This window comes from Autumnicola aciditolerans (genome assembly GCF_041679265.1).
Lineage (GTDB): Bacteria > Bacteroidota > Bacteroidia > Flavobacteriales > Flavobacteriaceae > Autumnicola.
On the sequence record NZ_JBGFSM010000003.1, the window covers coordinates 1 to 15,089 of the forward strand.

The window sequence follows — 15,089 nt, forward strand, 5'->3', positions numbered from 1 at the left end:
AGTTCCCGGGGATGGCCTCGTAAAATGAAAAGAAGGCTTGTCTTTACCACCGCCTTCTTCCATATTATCATTTAATAGTTTTTTTACCTTTTTAAATATTTCTTTATCTGTCATGTAACACCAGGAAAATTAATTTCAACTCATTTTAAAGTTACGGCTATTTTACATATTTGTCCCATAGCCCATAATGTTCCTTTATCACACCGGTAGGGATAGAAAGGCCTGCAACAAGTAGTCCTGCTATTAAACCTGTTATAGATAGCCCGGTAGGGGAGTTGTCTACAAACCAGGGAATAAATGCCAGCCCCAGCCCCAGAAGAATATTTAAATACCTTCCCCTGCGCACAATTTCTCCCATACAAATTACTGAAACTACAACTATAAGGGAACCGCTTAAATGAAAAATATCAGAAGAAGTTTTTTGAATGCCTACATCAAAAATAGCAGGAACAAACATCATTGCTAAGCCAATGATAGTGCAAGCTGCCAGGGTCCACGGAATGCTCATTCCCCATACCGAAGCTTTAAAAACTGCTCCGGGCTTCTGTGGAAATTCCATTAGATCTGTAGTTCGTTCATCTTTGTTCATTTCAAAAGCTTTTCCGCCTTTCCAGAATACTTCCCACATATTGTCGCCTCTGCGTTTGGCCTGCACCATATGTTGCCCCATTGCGATAACTTCATCAAATTCCAATGGGATCATAGGCAACATTATGCCTGCTGCCAAAAGACAAAATGTACACCACTCCCCAACTACTATAGGTTGAGAAATCACCAGGAAAATATGTACAAGCCCAAGCGGAATCACTAAAATCCCAAAGAAAGTCACCATCCAGGGCATGGTTCTCCAGCGGGTAGGGCTTCCCATCCAGCCCATTAAAAATTCAAAGGTGTAAGCCAGTGCTCCCATGGCACCATCTGAAATTGGAAGGGAATGAGACATATTAGAATTCAGGACTTCCATTGTTCCGTCACCAAAAAACGGATCCCACGCAGCATCTAGATACCCCAACTGAAATGCCCCGAGGTACCGGGAAACTACCCAGCCAAAAAATGCCAGCACAATCATGATCCATCTCTGTGGCCAGCTGGAAGGATTATAGGTCCAGCCTGGCGGCACCTGTGATCCCATCTTCATATAGGTGATCATATTTGGCATTCCGGGGATAAGAATGGTGAGGGCAATTATCAACGCGCCCACCATTGTGGAATTTAGATATCCTACCGCTGTTGGGGACCAGAAAACAAGGGGAGCAAAGGTAATCCATATTCCCACGAAACAGCATATCCAGAGGCTTATAGGGCGGTTTGGTGTTAAAGAGCGCCAACCAAAAATCATGAGCAGGATACCGCTAATAATATCGCTCCACCTCATCACCATTATACGTTCACTAAGGCTTAGCCATACTTCCCGGCCACCACTTGGCTCCACGGTCCCAACCGAGTAGCTAAAGGTTAACGGAAAAAGAACCATCCAGGCGCCCAGCAGGACAATAAGCCAATACACCCAAAGGGTTTGTTTATGGTGCATCTTGAGCATTTTCATACGTTTTTCCATAGACATTTTCATGCCTCCGTCCTTATGCCCGTCCTTCTTCTTTTGTTCTTTGCCTTTGTTCTTGTCCCTGCCTTCTTTTTTACCTGAATTGTCCTTCATTTGCATTTCGGCCATCGGGCGGGTAACACCACGTGTTCCCATGCCCCCGCCTTTTTGCTTTTTCTGATCATCTTTCTTTTCCTGATTTTGATCGTTTTTATCAGTCATATCAGTACTTTTTTGGTTGGTTATATTTAATAATTATGTTCTCAAGTCCATTTTTAAGTGGCTTCAGAAAAAATCCCTTTTTGAAGTTTGAAATTTTGGCCTTTTCAAAAACAGTTAAGGATGAAGGGATTTACTTAAATATAAAAAGGAATGGCTACAATGTATTTTAAAATTATGGTAAAAGATTTCGATATACAGGAATTCATCCTCTTGCTGCTTCCAGGGAATATGCCCGATTAAATTTTCACCAGAATTTGCACTTTTATAACATTCATTAAAATCAAAAAATGCGAACTTAAGCACATGGAAAATTTAAATAATAAAGTAGCCCTGGTAACCGGTGGCAGCCGCGGCATTGGTAAGGGAATAGTTTTAGCCCTGGCAGCAGAAGGGGTGCATGTGGCGGTAAATTATCAGCATTCCTCAGATGAAGCTGAAGAGATTTGTAAAAAAATAAAGGATAATGGCGGAAAAGCCCTTGCCGTACAGGCCGATGTTTCTGAAGAAGCAGAAGTAAGGAAGATGATTGAAAAAGTAAAAAATGAATTAGGCGGGATCGATATTCTGGTCAACAACGCCGGTATTGCCAAAAAACAAAATGTAGAGGAAGTAAGCCTTGAGGATTTTGATAAAACAATTAAGGTTAATCTAAGATCAGGATTCCTGGTTACTCAGGAGGTATTGCCTTATATGCGCGGAAAAAACTGGGGAAGGATTTTGATGATTTCTTCTGTTGCCGCCCAAACCGGGGGAGTAGTGGGAGTAGATTATGCCACCTCTAAGGCAGGACAATTGGGAATGATGCGCTATTACGCTAAAAACCTTGCTGAAGAAGGAATTACAGCCAATGCTATAGCCCCTGCGCTAATAGACACAGATATGGTAGCCGGCCTTGGAGGCGTAAAGCCTGAAATTATCCCGGTAAAGCGTTTTGGCAAATCTGAAGAAGTAGCCAACCTGGCCTTAAGCATCCTTAAGAATGGATATATCACCGGGCAGACCTTTAATATAAATGGCGGGATGCAGCCCAGCTGAAGTTTCATAAAATTGGAACTCCAATACCCCTTGCTTTTCTCGCATTTATGCCTGGTTTTTAACTATTAATTCTCCGGCTGTAGATAATTCTGTAGAATTAGGACAGTTTTACGGCCGGTGTAAAGAAAATTGTATAATAATATTCATTACTTTAGGTACTTGTGCCTTTCTGAGGGATTATAATTAAATTCAGCAGTGCTACTATTATAAATAGGTCCTGAAAAATATGCTGTCGTTGTTAATTTTTTAAAGTATTCCTTCGGAAACTAAATCAACCCGAAAATGAGCAAAATCTTTAATTGTAACTGCGGAAATCATAACCCGCTTCATTGTATAGTGCCGCCTTATATGCTGGAGGCCATGGCGAGTTCCCCAAACGAAAAAGTGAGGCAGATGGCCTTAAGGAACATAGAAACCGCTGCTGAAGTACGTGCGGAAAGACGCTTACTGTGGCCTGAGACCGTCGCCGCCCTGCTTACCAATAAAGAAGGTAAGAACCGGGAAGTTTATGACATGCTAAACCGACCTAACCGCCGCGACCTCTTACCGGGAAAGCTGGTAAGGAAGGAAGGGCAGGAGCCGGTGGAAGATCCCGCGGTAAACGAGGCTTATGATTATTCGGGTTATACTTACGATTTTTACCGGGAATTATTCAACCGGGACTCGCTGGACGATAGCGGACTTACTTTAATTTCTTCAGTTCATCTGGAACAGGATTATAACAACGCCTTTTGGAATGGCAGCCAGATGGCTTACGGGGACGGGGATGATATAATTTTCCGAAGATTTACAAAAGGCCTTGATGTGGTGGGGCATGAACTTACCCATGGTGTTATTTCTTTTACTTCCAGGCTGGCCTATCGCGATGAAGCAGGAGCCATTAATGAACATTTGGCAGATGTCTTTGGAACATTGATTAAGCAGTGGGTAAAAAAGCAGGATGTAGAAACAGCCAGCTGGCTTATTGGTGACGAAATTGTTATTCCCGCTCCTACCAGGAGGGCTATTCGAGATATGAAAAATCCCGGTACTGCTTATGTTAACGATCCAGATCTAAACGGAACAGACCCTCAACCAGACCATTATTCCAATAAATATACCGGCACCCAGGATAATGGGGGAGTTCATATAAATTCAGGCATTCCCAACAAGGCATTTTGCGAGGCAGCTCTACAAATAGGTGGTTTTGCCTGGGAGAAAGCTGGCCGCATTTGGTATGAAGCTATGCTACAGCTCACCTCCAACAGTAACTTTGATAAATTAGCCAACACCACCGTAAACATTGCTGTAGAGATGTTTGGCAAGAACAGTCCGGAACATAATGCCGTAATTAACGGCTGGCAAAAAGTTGGTTTATATGAAAATACACTGTGTTAAAAGTGGTGGTTTCATGGGCAGGCAGCAAACCTGTATCATCGACCTGGAAGAGTTAAATCCTTCAGAAAATGAAGCTTTTAAAGAAGTGGTAAAAAACGCCCGAAGGGAGGAAAATGCAAGAGATTCTTTTATTTACTATTTCAGTTTTAAAGATAATAGCAGCATAAAAGAAGTTAATCTGGAAGAGACGCTTATACAGGAAAATATGCAACCGTTTATAGATATGGTGAATAGTAAACTGAAGTGAATTCTAAAATGACATATTATGAGCCGGCTTTATTACGAAACAAAAGAAATGCCCACTCTAAGGGCCGCAGAAAAACAGGAAAAAGGCCGGGTTAAAAGCTACCTGGAAAAAGTTTCTTCTCTGGTCCCGGCCGAAGTTATTGCTGGGTATCTTGCCATGCTTGGATTTCTTGACAGAGAGGAGGGAAGTGTAATTATTGAAAAACAGGGCTTGCTTATAGGAATATTTTTCCTCTGCCTTACTTTAACCCCACTTTATTTAAATTATCAGGCTAAAGAAGGAAAACCCAAAGTAATTCATTTAATCATTTCTTCTGTAGCATTTGTGATCTGGGCCTATGTGACCAGTGGTGAAAAATTCCGCGGGATTTATTATGATGCAGACATCGCTTCTATCTCTCTAATCGCTTTCAGTCTTATTAGCGGAATTATTCCGTTAAAAAAATAATATATTTTCTCTAGAAGCAGCTGCAGCAGCATCATATTCTTAAATTTGCCACTAGTCAATATGATTTTATAATCTCTTTTTATGCCTAAAACCGATCCCTACGCAGCCCTGCGATATGGGGAATTTCGAACCTTCCTGCTCGTGCGCTTTGCCTTTGTTTTTGCCCGTACCATGCAATTTATTGTGATTGAATGGGAAGTATATAATCTTACTAAAGATCCTTTTTCCCTTGGGATGATAGGGTTAATGGAAGTAATTCCCGCAGTGGGCCTGGCTTTGTTTGCAGGGCATATTGTAGATCAAAAGGAAAAGAAAGGTTTGCTGCTTAAATGCCTAATTGGTTTTTCAATAATCAGCATTGGCCTGTTCCTGCTAACCTGGCCCAGGATAACAGTTGGACTATCCCGGCAGTTTATTTTGTATTCCATTTATTTCTTGATTTTTCTAGGTGGGATTGTGCGCGCATTTCTGGGCCCCACTAATTTTTCCCTTTTTGCCCTTATTGTTCCCAGGAAAGTATATCCCAATGCGGCCACCTGGAACAGTTCAATCTGGCAAATGGGAGCTGTGCTTGGCCCGGCACTGGCGGGCTTCAGCATTCACTGGATAGGAGTGCACTGGTCTATGTGTATCATCTTTGGCTTTTCAGCAATAGCGCTCCTGGGGCTCACGCAAATCTCCAGAAAGCCAATTCTCAATCCTAAAATTGGGGAACCGGTGATGAAGAGTTTAAAAGAAGGGGTTAGCTATGTCTATAATTCCAAAATTATATTTGGGGCGATTGCCCTGGATATGTTTGCAGTGCTGTTTGGAGGTGCAGTAGCACTTCTTCCGGTGTTCGCGCAGGATATTCTAAAAGTAGGGGCAGAAGGCTTCGGAATCCTAAGGGCTGCTCCTGCCGTGGGAGCCGTAATCATTATGTTCACTTCAGCTTACTACCCTTTAAATAAAAGGGCAGGAATAAAACTCCTGGCCGCAGTATTTGGATTTGGGCTCTGCATCATTCTTTTCGGAATTTCAGAAATATTCTGGATCTCGGTAATAGCCCTGTTTCTAAGTGGGGTTACAGACGGAATTTCCATGGTCATTAGACAAACTATTCTTCAGCTTAAAACTCCGGACCATATGCGGGGCAGGGTTTCTTCAGTAAATTCAATATTTGTGGGATCTTCCAACGAACTCGGGGCATTTGAAAGTGGTGTTACCGCTAAATTAATGGGTACGGTAAACGCTGTTATTTTTGGAGGGAGCATGACTTTGATAACCGTTTTTGGAATGGGTGTTATTTTCCCCGGGTTTAGAAAACTCGACCTAAGAAAGGATATTGAAGAACATGAAAAAACAGAATAGACACGATCCGGCTAAAGGAAGTATGAAATTATAGATTCAACAGGAAATTTGATAACATGATAAGGGAGGCCAGCATCAGGCCCAGCCCAATTAAATTTTCAAGGCTGTTGCTATCCAGTTTCACATTAAGCCGCTGGCCAGCCAGAGCGCCAGTGGCAAATCCCAGCATCACCGGCCAGGACTGTGATAAGGCAATATGCCCCTGCAGGTAATGGCTAATGCTCCCAGTAACACTGGTGATTACAATCATAAATAGTCCCGTTGCCGCGGCTATCTTGGCCGGAATTTTAAATACCTTGATCATAATTGGAGTTTTCAAAAAACCTCCTCCAATCCCAAAAAGGCCAGCCAGGGTGCCGGCAAGCATCCCCAAGAAAAGCACCATCCAGATGCTCACCCGGTAAGCCACGTAATTAAGCTGGTTTTTGATAATAAAGCGTGGCTTCATTTTGTTTAGCCAGTAAAATATATCAATACCGCCTTTGCCGGATTTCCTGAAATTGATCAGGAAGGACAGTCCCAGGAACAAAACCATAATCGCAAAGATCACTTCCAGCCTTTTTGCTGAAATAAACGATAGCAAAAGGCTCCCGGCAACTACCCCCAACATGGTAGGGAGCTCCAGAAAAACACCCATCCTAAAATCTACATGGCCTTCTTTGCGGTTGAGATAAGTAGAAATAATGGAAGAAGGGATAAGGGCAATCATCACCGCGCCCACCGCCTGGGTAAGTGTAAAATGGAAAATGGTAACCAGGAGGGGTACCATAAAAATACCCCCGCCAAATCCAACAACAGATCCAAACAGGCTAACAATAAAACTGATGAGAATTAAAATAAGCGTAATCAAAAGGGAGGTGTCCATATTGCCGGGATTGGAATAATCTCATGCTAAAGTTACTGATTTTTTGTAGCCGAAGCATCATCTATTTATATTCAGAGATGATACTTAAGAAAAATTAGATCCTGTGGTTTGGTTATTCTGAAAAACCTGCAGAAAAATATTGAATTTTAATTTAAAATAATGTAGCCTATGCGGTTGAATAAAGGATAAAACTTTATATTTTTTTATTTTATGGACTGAATGTTGCGAAACAAAAACAATTTTAATTACCATTGGTTGGAATATTGAAGAAAATAGCATTTGGCGGCGGGTGCCACTGGTGTACGGAAGCCATTTTCCAGGCGCTGAAGGGTGTGAGCAGGGTAGAGCAGGGGTATGTAGCTTCTACGGGTGAAAATTCGGGATTTTCAGAGGCTGTTATTATACATTTTAATCCTGAAGCAATTTCCTTAAAACGCCTTATTGAAATTCACCTGCGTACCCATAACAGTACTTCAAATCACAGCATGCGCGGGAAGTATCGTTCTGCAGTCTATTATTTCAGCAGCAGCCAACAGGAAGAAGCGGAAAAAATTCTTCAGGAACTTCAGCAAAAATTTAAAGAAAAGCTTATTACCAGGGCCTTCGCATTTCAGAATTTTAGGGCCTCCCGGGAAGAAATTCAGAATTACTATAAAAAAGATCCTCAAAAGCCTTTCTGTAAAAATTATATTGATCCAAAACTAAAAGTTTTAATTGAGGAATTTTCTGAAAACCTTAAGTAAATATAGCCTGTACTACTGCTGAAATTGATATAAATTCATAACATGAAAATTGCCACTTATAATGTAAATGGAATAAATGCCAGGCTGCCGGTTTTGCTGCGCTGGCTAAAAGCAACCCGGCCAGAGGTGGTATGCCTGCAGGAATTAAAGGCACCAAATGATAAATTTCCTGAAGAAGCCATACGTGATGCAGGTTACAACGCGGTCTGGCATGGGCAAAAACAATGGAACGGCGTGGCAATTTTAGCACGTGATCTGGAAATAAATGAAACCAGGAGAGGCCTGGATGGAGATCCTGAAGATTCTCAAAGCCGCTATCTTGAAGCCCTGGTGGGAGATATAATAATCGGGTGCATTTATTTACCAAACGGAAATCCTGCGCCCGGCCCAAAGCTGGATTATAAATTAAAATGGTTTGAGCGCCTGCAATCTCATGCCTCAAAATTGCTGCAACTGGACACGCCGGTGATTCTCGTGGGAGACTATAATGTAATGCCCACAGAACTGGATGTTTATAAACCGGAACGCTGGCTGGACGATGCGCTCTTCAGGCCGGAGGTAAGGGAAGCCTTTCACAGCCTTGTAGCACAGGGCTGGACCGATGCTTTAAGATTTCTTCATCCAGACGAGAAAATTTACACTTTTTGGGATTATTTCAGGAATGCTTACAAAAGGGATGCAGGCCTTAGAATAGATCATTTTCTTTTGAGTCCCGGTTTAAAGGATAACCTATTGGACGCCGGGGTAGACAGGGAAGTGCGCGGTTGGGAGAAAACAAGTGACCATGCCCCGGTGTGGGTTCAATTAGGGGATTAACGGGGCCTGGCAAAAGAGAGACTGCTACTTCCGGCATGCATTTCCAGTTCATTATTAATAAGATCCAGTATCACATCAATTTCCTGCATGAGCGGATTGTAGTGGGCGTTTTCTGTTACTATTCCGGTTAGTACAAAAATAAGTAGGTTATTTTCAAATTCCCGGGATCGCAAAATATTCATATTACTCGAGTGAATTTGATCTTCAGCAATACCCATTTCAGAGGAAATTCCGGTATGGTCAAAAATGGTTTTTATACTTCCCGAATTACTCCGGAAGAGGGCTACAATGTTTTCTCGCTGTAACCGCAGGCTGTTTTCCTGGCGGTGAATGCTTTGAATCATAGATTCCCAGTTGGTAAGATACCTGCGGAGTTCGGGATTAGAAATATCCTCGAGTCCGCCGGAATTTATTAGTTCATTCAAAAGGGAATTATTGGGATTGTAAGCAATTTCAAAAGAAAAGGAATTGTAAAGTAAGGCAGAGAGTTGCTCTTCATCTGTTTTACCCGAAGCAGTTTTAATTTTTGCTGCCAGCTTCCTCGAATTTTCATAATTAAGCTTATTGACTTTCATTAAATTCTGCAGCTTCAGTTTACTTCTCAAAAATTCTTCATTTAAACCCTGCAGGTAAAAATGTTCTTTTTCTTTGATCATTCTCTTTTGATTCCAGTTGTTCAAAGCCAGTGCAATTAGAATCCCAATTACGATCAGTAAAATTTCACCCGTGGCATACAGTAAATATTTACTTAACCTGTTGTTTTTTAGAAACTGTATTCTGTCTTTGCGGAAGATTTTCATGAGATATAATTTTACTTCATATAAAAGGACTTCAACAGCTTATAAAATTATCAAAATTTGATGAAAATACAGGTCCGTTTAAAAAGAACGCTTATTTAATTTGTTGTTATTCAGAATGCTGTAAATAAGCTGTCCATTTTAAAAAAACAGGAACAGGTTTATAATATTTTATACTTTTATACCGTACATTTTATTCACAATATGAAGAATTATACCATTGCAGTCGTGCAGTTAAACCTGAACGATATTCCAGAAAATAACCTGAAAAAATGCCTGGAATGGGTAAGAAATGCTGCCGGGAAAGGAGCTGAAGTCATTTGCCTGCCGGAACTTTACAGCAGCCACTATTTTTGCCAGAGCGAAGATGTTGAAAATTTCTCTATTGCCGAACCTCTTTATGGCACTTCCTTTAAGGCCTTTAGTGCCCTGGCAAAGGAATTGGGAGTGGTGATCATAGTTCCCTTTTTTGAAAAACGCATGGCTGGTATTTATCACAACAGCGCGTATATTATTGATACCGATGGAACTGAAGCCGGTTTGTACCGCAAAATGCATATTCCGGATGATCCCCATTTTTATGAGAAATTCTATTTTACGCCGGGGGATTTAGGCTTTAAAAACAATCCTACTAAAAAAGGCAATATCGGGACCCTTATTTGCTGGGACCAATGGTACCCGGAAGCAGCGAGATTAACAGCATTAAAAGGCGCTGAAGTTCTTTTCTATCCCACGGCAATTGGCTGGCACCCTAAAGAAAAAGAACAATATGGCCCCAACCAGTACGGCGCATGGATGAACGTGATGAAAGGCCACGCCGTTGCCAATGGAATTTATGTAGCCGCCGCAAACAGGATTGGCCTGGAAAAATATCTTCCTGATACAGAAGGTATTGAGTTCTGGGGACAATCATTCATTGCCGGGCCGCAGGGAGAAATTTTAGCGCAGGCTTCTGCAGATAAGGAAGAGATTCTTTTGGCTGAAGTGGACCTGGCATTGCAGGAAAATGTACGTCAAAACTGGCCATTTTTCAGGGACCGGCGCATCGATGCTTTTGGAGAACTCACTAAACGAGCCTTAAACTAATGAGAAGGTTTCCTGCAGAATGGGAAGAGCAGCAGGCATTACTGCTGTGCTTTCCTCACAATGGCAACGACTGGCCGGGAAAATACCAGGCCATACAATGGGCTTTTGTAGAATTCATAAAAAAGGTGACCAGTTATGAAATTTTGTATTTAGTGGTCGCTACAGAAGAGTTACAGGCTAAAGTTACTGAAATGCTGGAAATGGCCCATGTAGATTTGGAACGGGTAAATTTTATAATACAAAAAACAAACCGTAGCTGGATGCGGGATTCAGGTCCTGTAATTGTAAAGGACGAAGGAAAACGGGAAGCCCTCAATTTCAACTTTAACGGATGGGCAAAGTATAAAAATTACAAGTTGGACAGGAAAATTCCTGAAAAAGTAGCAGCCGCTTTAAAGCTGCCGTTAACCCGTGTAACCTATAAAGGAAAGCCGGTTGTTTTAGAAGGCGGCGCCTTGGAGACTAATGGCAAAGGTACTTTAATAACTTCTGAAGAATGCCTGCTTCATCCCGAAATACAGGTGCGTAACCAGGGATTTACCAAACAGGATTATGAAGCCGTTTTTAAGAAATATCTAGGGATAACCAATGTAATATGGATGGGGGATGGAATTACCGGGGACGATACCCACGGGCATATAGATGATCTATGCCGGTTTGTAAACAAGGACACCGTGGTAACTGTGGTGGAAACTAATCCTGAACATAAAAATTATAAGGCCCTAAAAGATAACCTGGATAGGCTGAAAAAGGCAAAGCTGGAAAACGGGAAAATTTTAAATGTTGTAGAGCTGCCCATGCCGGAAGATATTTGGTTTGACAGGATTTGTTTGCCGGCTAGCTACGCCAATTTTATTATTCTGAATAATTGTGTTTTAGTACCAACTTTTAATGATGTGAATGACAGGAAGGCGCTGGCTATATTAGAGAAATGTTTTCCCGGAAGGACAGTAACAGGTATTAGTTGTATAGATTTTATCTGGGGCTTTGGCACTTTACATTGTTTAAGTCAGCAGATTCCGGCTTAAAAAATATCACTCTTACAAATAAGAAATTAAATTGAAGAATTCACTCTTTTTAAAAGCCAAGGAAGTAAGTAAAAGTTAGCTGAAAATAACTGTCCTGGCCTTCAAGTTTCTCAATAGCTACAAGGGAGGCGTTGCGATATGGATCTGTAATACCGTAATAATACCGGAAGGTTAACCTGTATTGCTCCTCGTAGGTGGCACTAAGTCCTGCGGCAGCAAATAAATTCAAAGACATTTTATCAGACCACTTATCAAAATCTAAATAAGTTGGAGATGCATAAAAAGGTTCCAGAAGGTAATCTTCCTTAGTCTCATCCTTCAGGGAATAACCATAGTAAAAACTTACGGCTGGTCCTGCCTGCCCGCTAAAAACAAAATTATCATATTCATAAAAGTCATAATCCAGTAAAATGGGAAGGCTAAAATTAGTCATTTTAAATTTAAGATCAACAGGATCAGAGGTATACTCCTCCCGGCCTACAAATTTCACTGCATGTTCATTATAATCCATTTCGATAATTAATCTAAAAAAATCATCAAATTCTGCAGTTCCCACAAGACCCACCGTAAAACCTGTACCAGACTTAGAAAAAACAAGATTGGAATCTGTTATATAATTAGTTGCGCCAGCAGTGAAACCATATTTTCCTTCCAGTTGGGAGTATAGATTATTGAATGTAAAGAACAGGGCAAGGAGTAAAATTTTCTTCATAATTAACGGTTAGATATAAACAAATATATAGTTAATTGTATATTTACCTAAACTTTCGCCATGTATAAATTGAAATATTTACTTGCCTTATTAGTCCTGTCATCCTGTGAAATTGAAAATATTGAGTACAGGACCCCTATTGTAGTTACAGATGAACCTTCGGGAATATTATCTGGTTCGGCTGTGTTAGGCGGGGAGGCATTAGCTGAAGGCGGCAAAGATATAACGGAGTATGGAATTGTTTATGCACAAAGTGATCTTCCTACTATAAACGATTATAAGATTATTGAAGGCAGTAGAATAGGAGCGTTTTCAAAGCGTTATTCCGGATTCCAGCCAAATACCTCTTATTTCTACAGGGCTTTTGCAATTAATGAAATTGGTGTGGGGTATGGACAGACGTTTGAATTTTCCACAAATAGCACATCAACCTGTAATTTTGAAAGAGATAATTATGTAAAATGGCCGGGCGGGAGTATAAATGTAACGAAGCTAGAGAAAAATCAGGTTACCGGAAGCCAGATGCTGGATGATGGTAATCTGGAATTTATCGCTTCAGGATATTCTTCCTCTTTACGGATTTTTATTTATTTTAAGGAGGAGGATAGAAATTTACCTTTAAGCGGACAGTATACTACCATCAATTCTTTTAGCAGAGAATCTGAATTTTCTAATGGTGAAGCAATTTTCATTATTCAGGATTTTGGATTGGGATCTTTAGGCGGCGCAACGGCGCCTGAGGGTTTAAAATTTTATATTGAAAACAATAATGGCGTTGTGAAATTTAGTTTTTGTGATTTTAAGGTATCTGAAGATTATATCCTTAACGGCTCGTTTAATTACGAGGATTAAAATCCTCAGATTAAAATCCTCAGATTAAAATAAATTCCCTAAAATTCCTTTTTATAGCAATCCCAATCCTTATAATATAAAATCGTGAGGTTCTTTTCATTGAATATGATATCTGCACTATAATTTATATTATGTAAAATAGAATATTTTACCTTTGGCTAAGTTCAATAAAAATTTCTATACTTCCACTTCCGGTTAAAACCGGTTTGTGAGATCCTCTTTTTATTGGTTGGAAATTTGAATTGACAGATGTTCCCGAAGACCCAAAACTGGCATTAATACAACCCTAAACTTTTCAATTAACATTTATTCCAGTTTTATATTTTGTTTCACTAACCTTTGTTTACCATTCTTCAGCATTTGAAATACTTCAATTGTTGAGTGTTTTATTTTAATTTTATCTATTACTGACATAATTGAGCCATTTCCACGATTCCAGCTCTCAGGTAATTCTATGGTATCCTTTTTTTGTGTGTCAGTATCAACAATGATAAAACTGGGTTTGTTCGTGTAGTTACTGTTAGCAGCAAGATATAGGTTGTGATTATCTGTTTTATAAACAGCATAAGTTATTCCAGAATAATATTCAACAGGCATTATGATCGGTTTCTCAAATTTGACATTAAAAATTGTCACGTATTTGCAACTTGTACCGCATCCATTTAACAAGACAAAACTTTTATCAGTTATCCATTTAATTTGATTAGTGAATGGAACGGTGAGAATCCCGTATTCCTCAGTTTGTAAATCAACCTTGTATTTTTCTTTAGCATTTCCGAATTCAGCAGTAAGGTTTTGCCTGTTATTTTCACGTTTGGAATATATTTTTAAAAACTTACCATTTGAAATTGTATCAATCCAAAAAATGGCTTCACTTCTTTCAGTCAGTTCCATCTTTGTTAAATTTGAATTTTTCTGGTTTTTATTACAGGCAGAAAAAATCAGAATTATTAACATTAAAGGAAGTTTATTCATATTCCTGGCAACAGATGGATTGAATTATTCCTCTTCTTCTAAAGGTGAAATAGTACCGCGATAAGAAATGGAATTTCTCTGAGAGCTGTTTACTGAAGTTGTAGCGTTCCCATTCTCAAAAACTTTTACTATAAACTGGAGATTTTCATTTCCATTATTTCCTTCAAACTGTACCTGCAAACCATCCCGGTTTAAATTTTCGACGGAAAGGTTTTTAGGTATGCCTTCAAATTTAATTCCGCCGGAATCCCCGTAGCCACCACCTGAATGTCTTACCCCAAAATAAGGCAGAAAAATTTCAACGCTGTCACTATCTTTTTTAAATCTTATATAATTAGGATTGCCAATTAAATTAATCATTCCAGCACCTAAAGGAATTGCCCACTGGTTCTGTATTTCAAAAGCGCCACTTTGCACAAGGTCCAGACTATTATTACCGGAAGTTACTTCAGAAGAACTTCCACAGGAATTAAGGCAAAAACCGCTAAAAACACATAGCAATAGCGTAAAGTTTTTAAGCCCAGCTTTACAGCCAGTAATATTCCAGACGCTTTTCTTGTATTTCATATTCAACTAAAATCTTAGGTACAGGCCGTAAGGCTAATGTGCTTACGGATTAAACTTTTAGAAAAATTTTACGCTGCTAACGGCCCCACTCCTATTGCTATTGCTAATTTACCTCTTCTCATTGTCATTTTCACGTTTATCTTCATCGGCAACAGAATCGGTCACTTTTTTTATATGCTCCTTCTCTTCTTCCGATAGGCCCTCCTGATCTTCATCAGTTTTTAAAGTTCCATCCCCTTTCACCTTTAAGCGATCGTCTTTTTCTTCTCTTCCAAAATTAGAAGATCTCCTGTATTTATCTTGAAAATCTGCGTGATCTTTCTCTTTTCTTTTATCTGACATGTTTGTACTTTTTTATTTAAGGTACAATAGTAGTTGGAAAGTACAAACAATTTAAAATAATTTTAGCAGGAACTTCAAGTTAAAC

General features: G+C 40.0%; 17 protein-coding genes. 10 read left to right on the plus strand and 7 right to left on the minus strand.

The window, feature by feature from the left end:
* Positions 1 to 157 precede the first annotated feature (157 nt).
* Positions 158 to 1,765, minus strand: coding sequence for a vitamin K epoxide reductase family protein (locus tag AB8M93_RS03325; protein WP_373056217.1), 1,608 nt, complete (start codon positions 1,763 to 1,765; stop codon positions 158 to 160).
* Between the two features lie 303 nt (positions 1,766 to 2,068).
* Here AB8M93_RS03325 and AB8M93_RS03330 point away from each other — a divergent pair, with 303 nt between their 5' ends.
* The 5 genes from AB8M93_RS03330 (at position 2,069) to AB8M93_RS03350 (ending at position 6,221) form a co-directional block, all read left to right on the plus strand.
* Positions 2,069 to 2,800 carry an SDR family NAD(P)-dependent oxidoreductase gene (locus tag AB8M93_RS03330; protein ID WP_373056218.1) on the plus strand — a complete coding sequence of 244 codons (732 nt, stop codon included), beginning with the start codon at positions 2,069 to 2,071 and terminating at the stop codon, positions 2,798 to 2,800.
* Between the two features lie 282 nt (positions 2,801 to 3,082).
* Positions 3,083 to 4,177: a M4 family metallopeptidase gene (locus tag AB8M93_RS03335; RefSeq protein WP_373056219.1), complete on the plus strand. Its 1,095-nt coding sequence runs from the start codon at positions 3,083 to 3,085 to the stop codon at positions 4,175 to 4,177.
* Positions 4,158 to 4,424 carry a protealysin inhibitor emfourin gene (locus tag AB8M93_RS03340; RefSeq protein WP_373056220.1) on the plus strand — a complete coding sequence of 89 codons (267 nt, stop codon included), beginning with the start codon at positions 4,158 to 4,160 and terminating at the stop codon, positions 4,422 to 4,424. Before AB8M93_RS03335 ends, AB8M93_RS03340 begins: the two co-directional genes overlap by 20 nt.
* 18 nt (positions 4,425 to 4,442) lie before the next feature.
* The gene (locus AB8M93_RS03345; protein WP_373056221.1) at positions 4,443 to 4,871 is read left to right on the plus strand and encodes a hypothetical protein; all 429 of its coding nucleotides are present in this window, start codon (positions 4,443 to 4,445) and stop codon (positions 4,869 to 4,871) included.
* An 81-nt stretch (positions 4,872 to 4,952) separates the two neighbouring features.
* The gene (locus AB8M93_RS03350) at positions 4,953 to 6,221 is read left to right on the plus strand and encodes an MFS transporter (protein ID WP_373056222.1); all 1,269 of its coding nucleotides are present in this window, start codon (positions 4,953 to 4,955) and stop codon (positions 6,219 to 6,221) included.
* 28 nt (positions 6,222 to 6,249) lie between these two features.
* Here the strand turns inward: AB8M93_RS03350 and AB8M93_RS03355 are convergent, their stop codons facing one another.
* Positions 6,250 to 7,086, minus strand: coding sequence for a sulfite exporter TauE/SafE family protein (locus tag AB8M93_RS03355; RefSeq protein WP_373056223.1), 837 nt, complete (start codon positions 7,084 to 7,086; stop codon positions 6,250 to 6,252).
* A 260-nt stretch (positions 7,087 to 7,346) separates the two neighbouring features.
* Between AB8M93_RS03355 and AB8M93_RS03360 the strand changes: the two genes are divergently transcribed.
* Positions 7,347 to 7,829: a peptide-methionine (S)-S-oxide reductase gene (locus tag AB8M93_RS03360; protein WP_373056469.1), complete on the plus strand. Its 483-nt coding sequence runs from the start codon at positions 7,347 to 7,349 to the stop codon at positions 7,827 to 7,829.
* Positions 7,830 to 7,871: 42 nt separating this feature from the next.
* Complete coding sequence (xth, locus tag AB8M93_RS03365) at positions 7,872 to 8,645, plus strand: exodeoxyribonuclease III (RefSeq protein ID WP_373056224.1); 774 nt, start codon at positions 7,872 to 7,874, stop codon at positions 8,643 to 8,645.
* On the opposite strand, the gene AB8M93_RS03370 is transcribed toward xth, so the two are convergent.
* Positions 8,642 to 9,445 carry a DUF6090 family protein gene (locus AB8M93_RS03370; RefSeq protein ID WP_373056225.1) on the minus strand — a complete coding sequence of 268 codons (804 nt, stop codon included), beginning with the start codon at positions 9,443 to 9,445 and terminating at the stop codon, positions 8,642 to 8,644. The two genes, xth and AB8M93_RS03370, sit on opposite strands and share 4 nt — an antisense overlap.
* 201 nt (positions 9,446 to 9,646) lie before the next feature.
* On the opposite strand from AB8M93_RS03370, the gene AB8M93_RS03375 reads away from it, so the two are divergent.
* Both AB8M93_RS03375 and AB8M93_RS03380 read left to right on the plus strand, forming a co-directional pair.
* On the plus strand, positions 9,647 to 10,528 hold the full coding sequence (locus tag AB8M93_RS03375; protein WP_373056226.1) for a carbon-nitrogen hydrolase: 882 nt from the start codon (positions 9,647 to 9,649) through the stop codon (positions 10,526 to 10,528).
* Positions 10,528 to 11,556, plus strand: a complete 1,029-nt coding sequence (locus AB8M93_RS03380; RefSeq protein WP_373056227.1) for an agmatine deiminase family protein — start codon at positions 10,528 to 10,530, stop codon at positions 11,554 to 11,556. The genes AB8M93_RS03375 and AB8M93_RS03380 overlap by 1 nt, the downstream gene beginning before the upstream one ends.
* A gap of 49 nt (positions 11,557 to 11,605) precedes the next feature.
* Here AB8M93_RS03380 and AB8M93_RS03385 read toward each other — a convergent pair whose 3' ends face one another.
* Complete coding sequence (locus tag AB8M93_RS03385) at positions 11,606 to 12,268, minus strand: porin family protein (protein ID WP_373056228.1); 663 nt, start codon at positions 12,266 to 12,268, stop codon at positions 11,606 to 11,608.
* 60 nt (positions 12,269 to 12,328) lie between these two features.
* Here AB8M93_RS03385 and AB8M93_RS03390 point away from each other — a divergent pair, with 60 nt between their 5' ends.
* Entirely contained in the window at positions 12,329 to 13,120 is a 792-nt protein-coding gene (locus tag AB8M93_RS03390; protein ID WP_373056229.1) for a hypothetical protein, read from the plus strand.
* Positions 13,121 to 13,426: 306 nt separating this feature from the next.
* On the opposite strand, the gene AB8M93_RS03395 is transcribed toward AB8M93_RS03390, so the two are convergent.
* The 3 genes from AB8M93_RS03395 to AB8M93_RS03405 all read right to left on the minus strand — a co-directional run bounded on the left by AB8M93_RS03395 (position 13,427) and on the right by AB8M93_RS03405 (position 15,004).
* Entirely contained in the window at positions 13,427 to 14,014 is a 588-nt protein-coding gene (locus AB8M93_RS03395; protein ID WP_373056230.1) for a hypothetical protein, read from the minus strand.
* 105 nt (positions 14,015 to 14,119) lie between these two features.
* On the minus strand, positions 14,120 to 14,662 hold the full coding sequence (locus tag AB8M93_RS03400) for a DUF4251 domain-containing protein (protein WP_373056231.1): 543 nt from the start codon (positions 14,660 to 14,662) through the stop codon (positions 14,120 to 14,122).
* Positions 14,663 to 14,770: 108 nt separating this feature from the next.
* Positions 14,771 to 15,004 (minus strand): hypothetical protein, encoded by a 234-nt coding sequence (locus tag AB8M93_RS03405; RefSeq protein WP_373056232.1) that lies wholly within the window; start codon positions 15,002 to 15,004, stop codon positions 14,771 to 14,773.
* Between the last annotated feature and the right edge of the window lie 85 nt (positions 15,005 to 15,089).

Bases quoted from the DNA above. Each gene is read 5' to 3' on its own strand.
- AB8M93_RS03325 (WP_373056217.1), bottom strand. From the start codon at position 1,765: ATGACTGATAAAAACGATCAAAATCAGGAAAAGAAAGATGATCAGAAA.
- AB8M93_RS03330 (WP_373056218.1), top strand. From the start codon at position 2,069: ATGGAAAATTTAAATAATAAAGTAGCCCTGGTAACCGGTGGCAGCCGC.
- AB8M93_RS03335 (WP_373056219.1), top strand. From the start codon at position 3,083: ATGAGCAAAATCTTTAATTGTAACTGCGGAAATCATAACCCGCTTCAT.
- AB8M93_RS03340 (WP_373056220.1), top strand. From the start codon at position 4,158: ATGAAAATACACTGTGTTAAAAGTGGTGGTTTCATGGGCAGGCAGCAA.
- AB8M93_RS03345 (WP_373056221.1), top strand. From the start codon at position 4,443: ATGAGCCGGCTTTATTACGAAACAAAAGAAATGCCCACTCTAAGGGCC.
- AB8M93_RS03350 (WP_373056222.1), top strand. From the start codon at position 4,953: ATGCCTAAAACCGATCCCTACGCAGCCCTGCGATATGGGGAATTTCGA.
- AB8M93_RS03355 (WP_373056223.1), bottom strand. From the start codon at position 7,086: ATGGACACCTCCCTTTTGATTACGCTTATTTTAATTCTCATCAGTTTT.
- xth (WP_373056224.1), top strand. From the start codon at position 7,872: ATGAAAATTGCCACTTATAATGTAAATGGAATAAATGCCAGGCTGCCG.
- AB8M93_RS03370 (WP_373056225.1), bottom strand. From the start codon at position 9,445: ATGAAAATCTTCCGCAAAGACAGAATACAGTTTCTAAAAAACAACAGG.
- AB8M93_RS03375 (WP_373056226.1), top strand. From the start codon at position 9,647: ATGAAGAATTATACCATTGCAGTCGTGCAGTTAAACCTGAACGATATT.
- AB8M93_RS03380 (WP_373056227.1), top strand. From the start codon at position 10,528: ATGAGAAGGTTTCCTGCAGAATGGGAAGAGCAGCAGGCATTACTGCTG.
- AB8M93_RS03385 (WP_373056228.1), bottom strand. From the start codon at position 12,268: ATGAAGAAAATTTTACTCCTTGCCCTGTTCTTTACATTCAATAATCTA.
- AB8M93_RS03390 (WP_373056229.1), top strand. From the start codon at position 12,329: ATGTATAAATTGAAATATTTACTTGCCTTATTAGTCCTGTCATCCTGT.
- AB8M93_RS03395 (WP_373056230.1), bottom strand. From the start codon at position 14,014: ATGGAACTGACTGAAAGAAGTGAAGCCATTTTTTGGATTGATACAATT.
- AB8M93_RS03400 (WP_373056231.1), bottom strand. From the start codon at position 14,662: ATGAAATACAAGAAAAGCGTCTGGAATATTACTGGCTGTAAAGCTGGG.
- AB8M93_RS03405 (WP_373056232.1), bottom strand. From the start codon at position 15,004: ATGTCAGATAAAAGAAAAGAGAAAGATCACGCAGATTTTCAAGATAAA.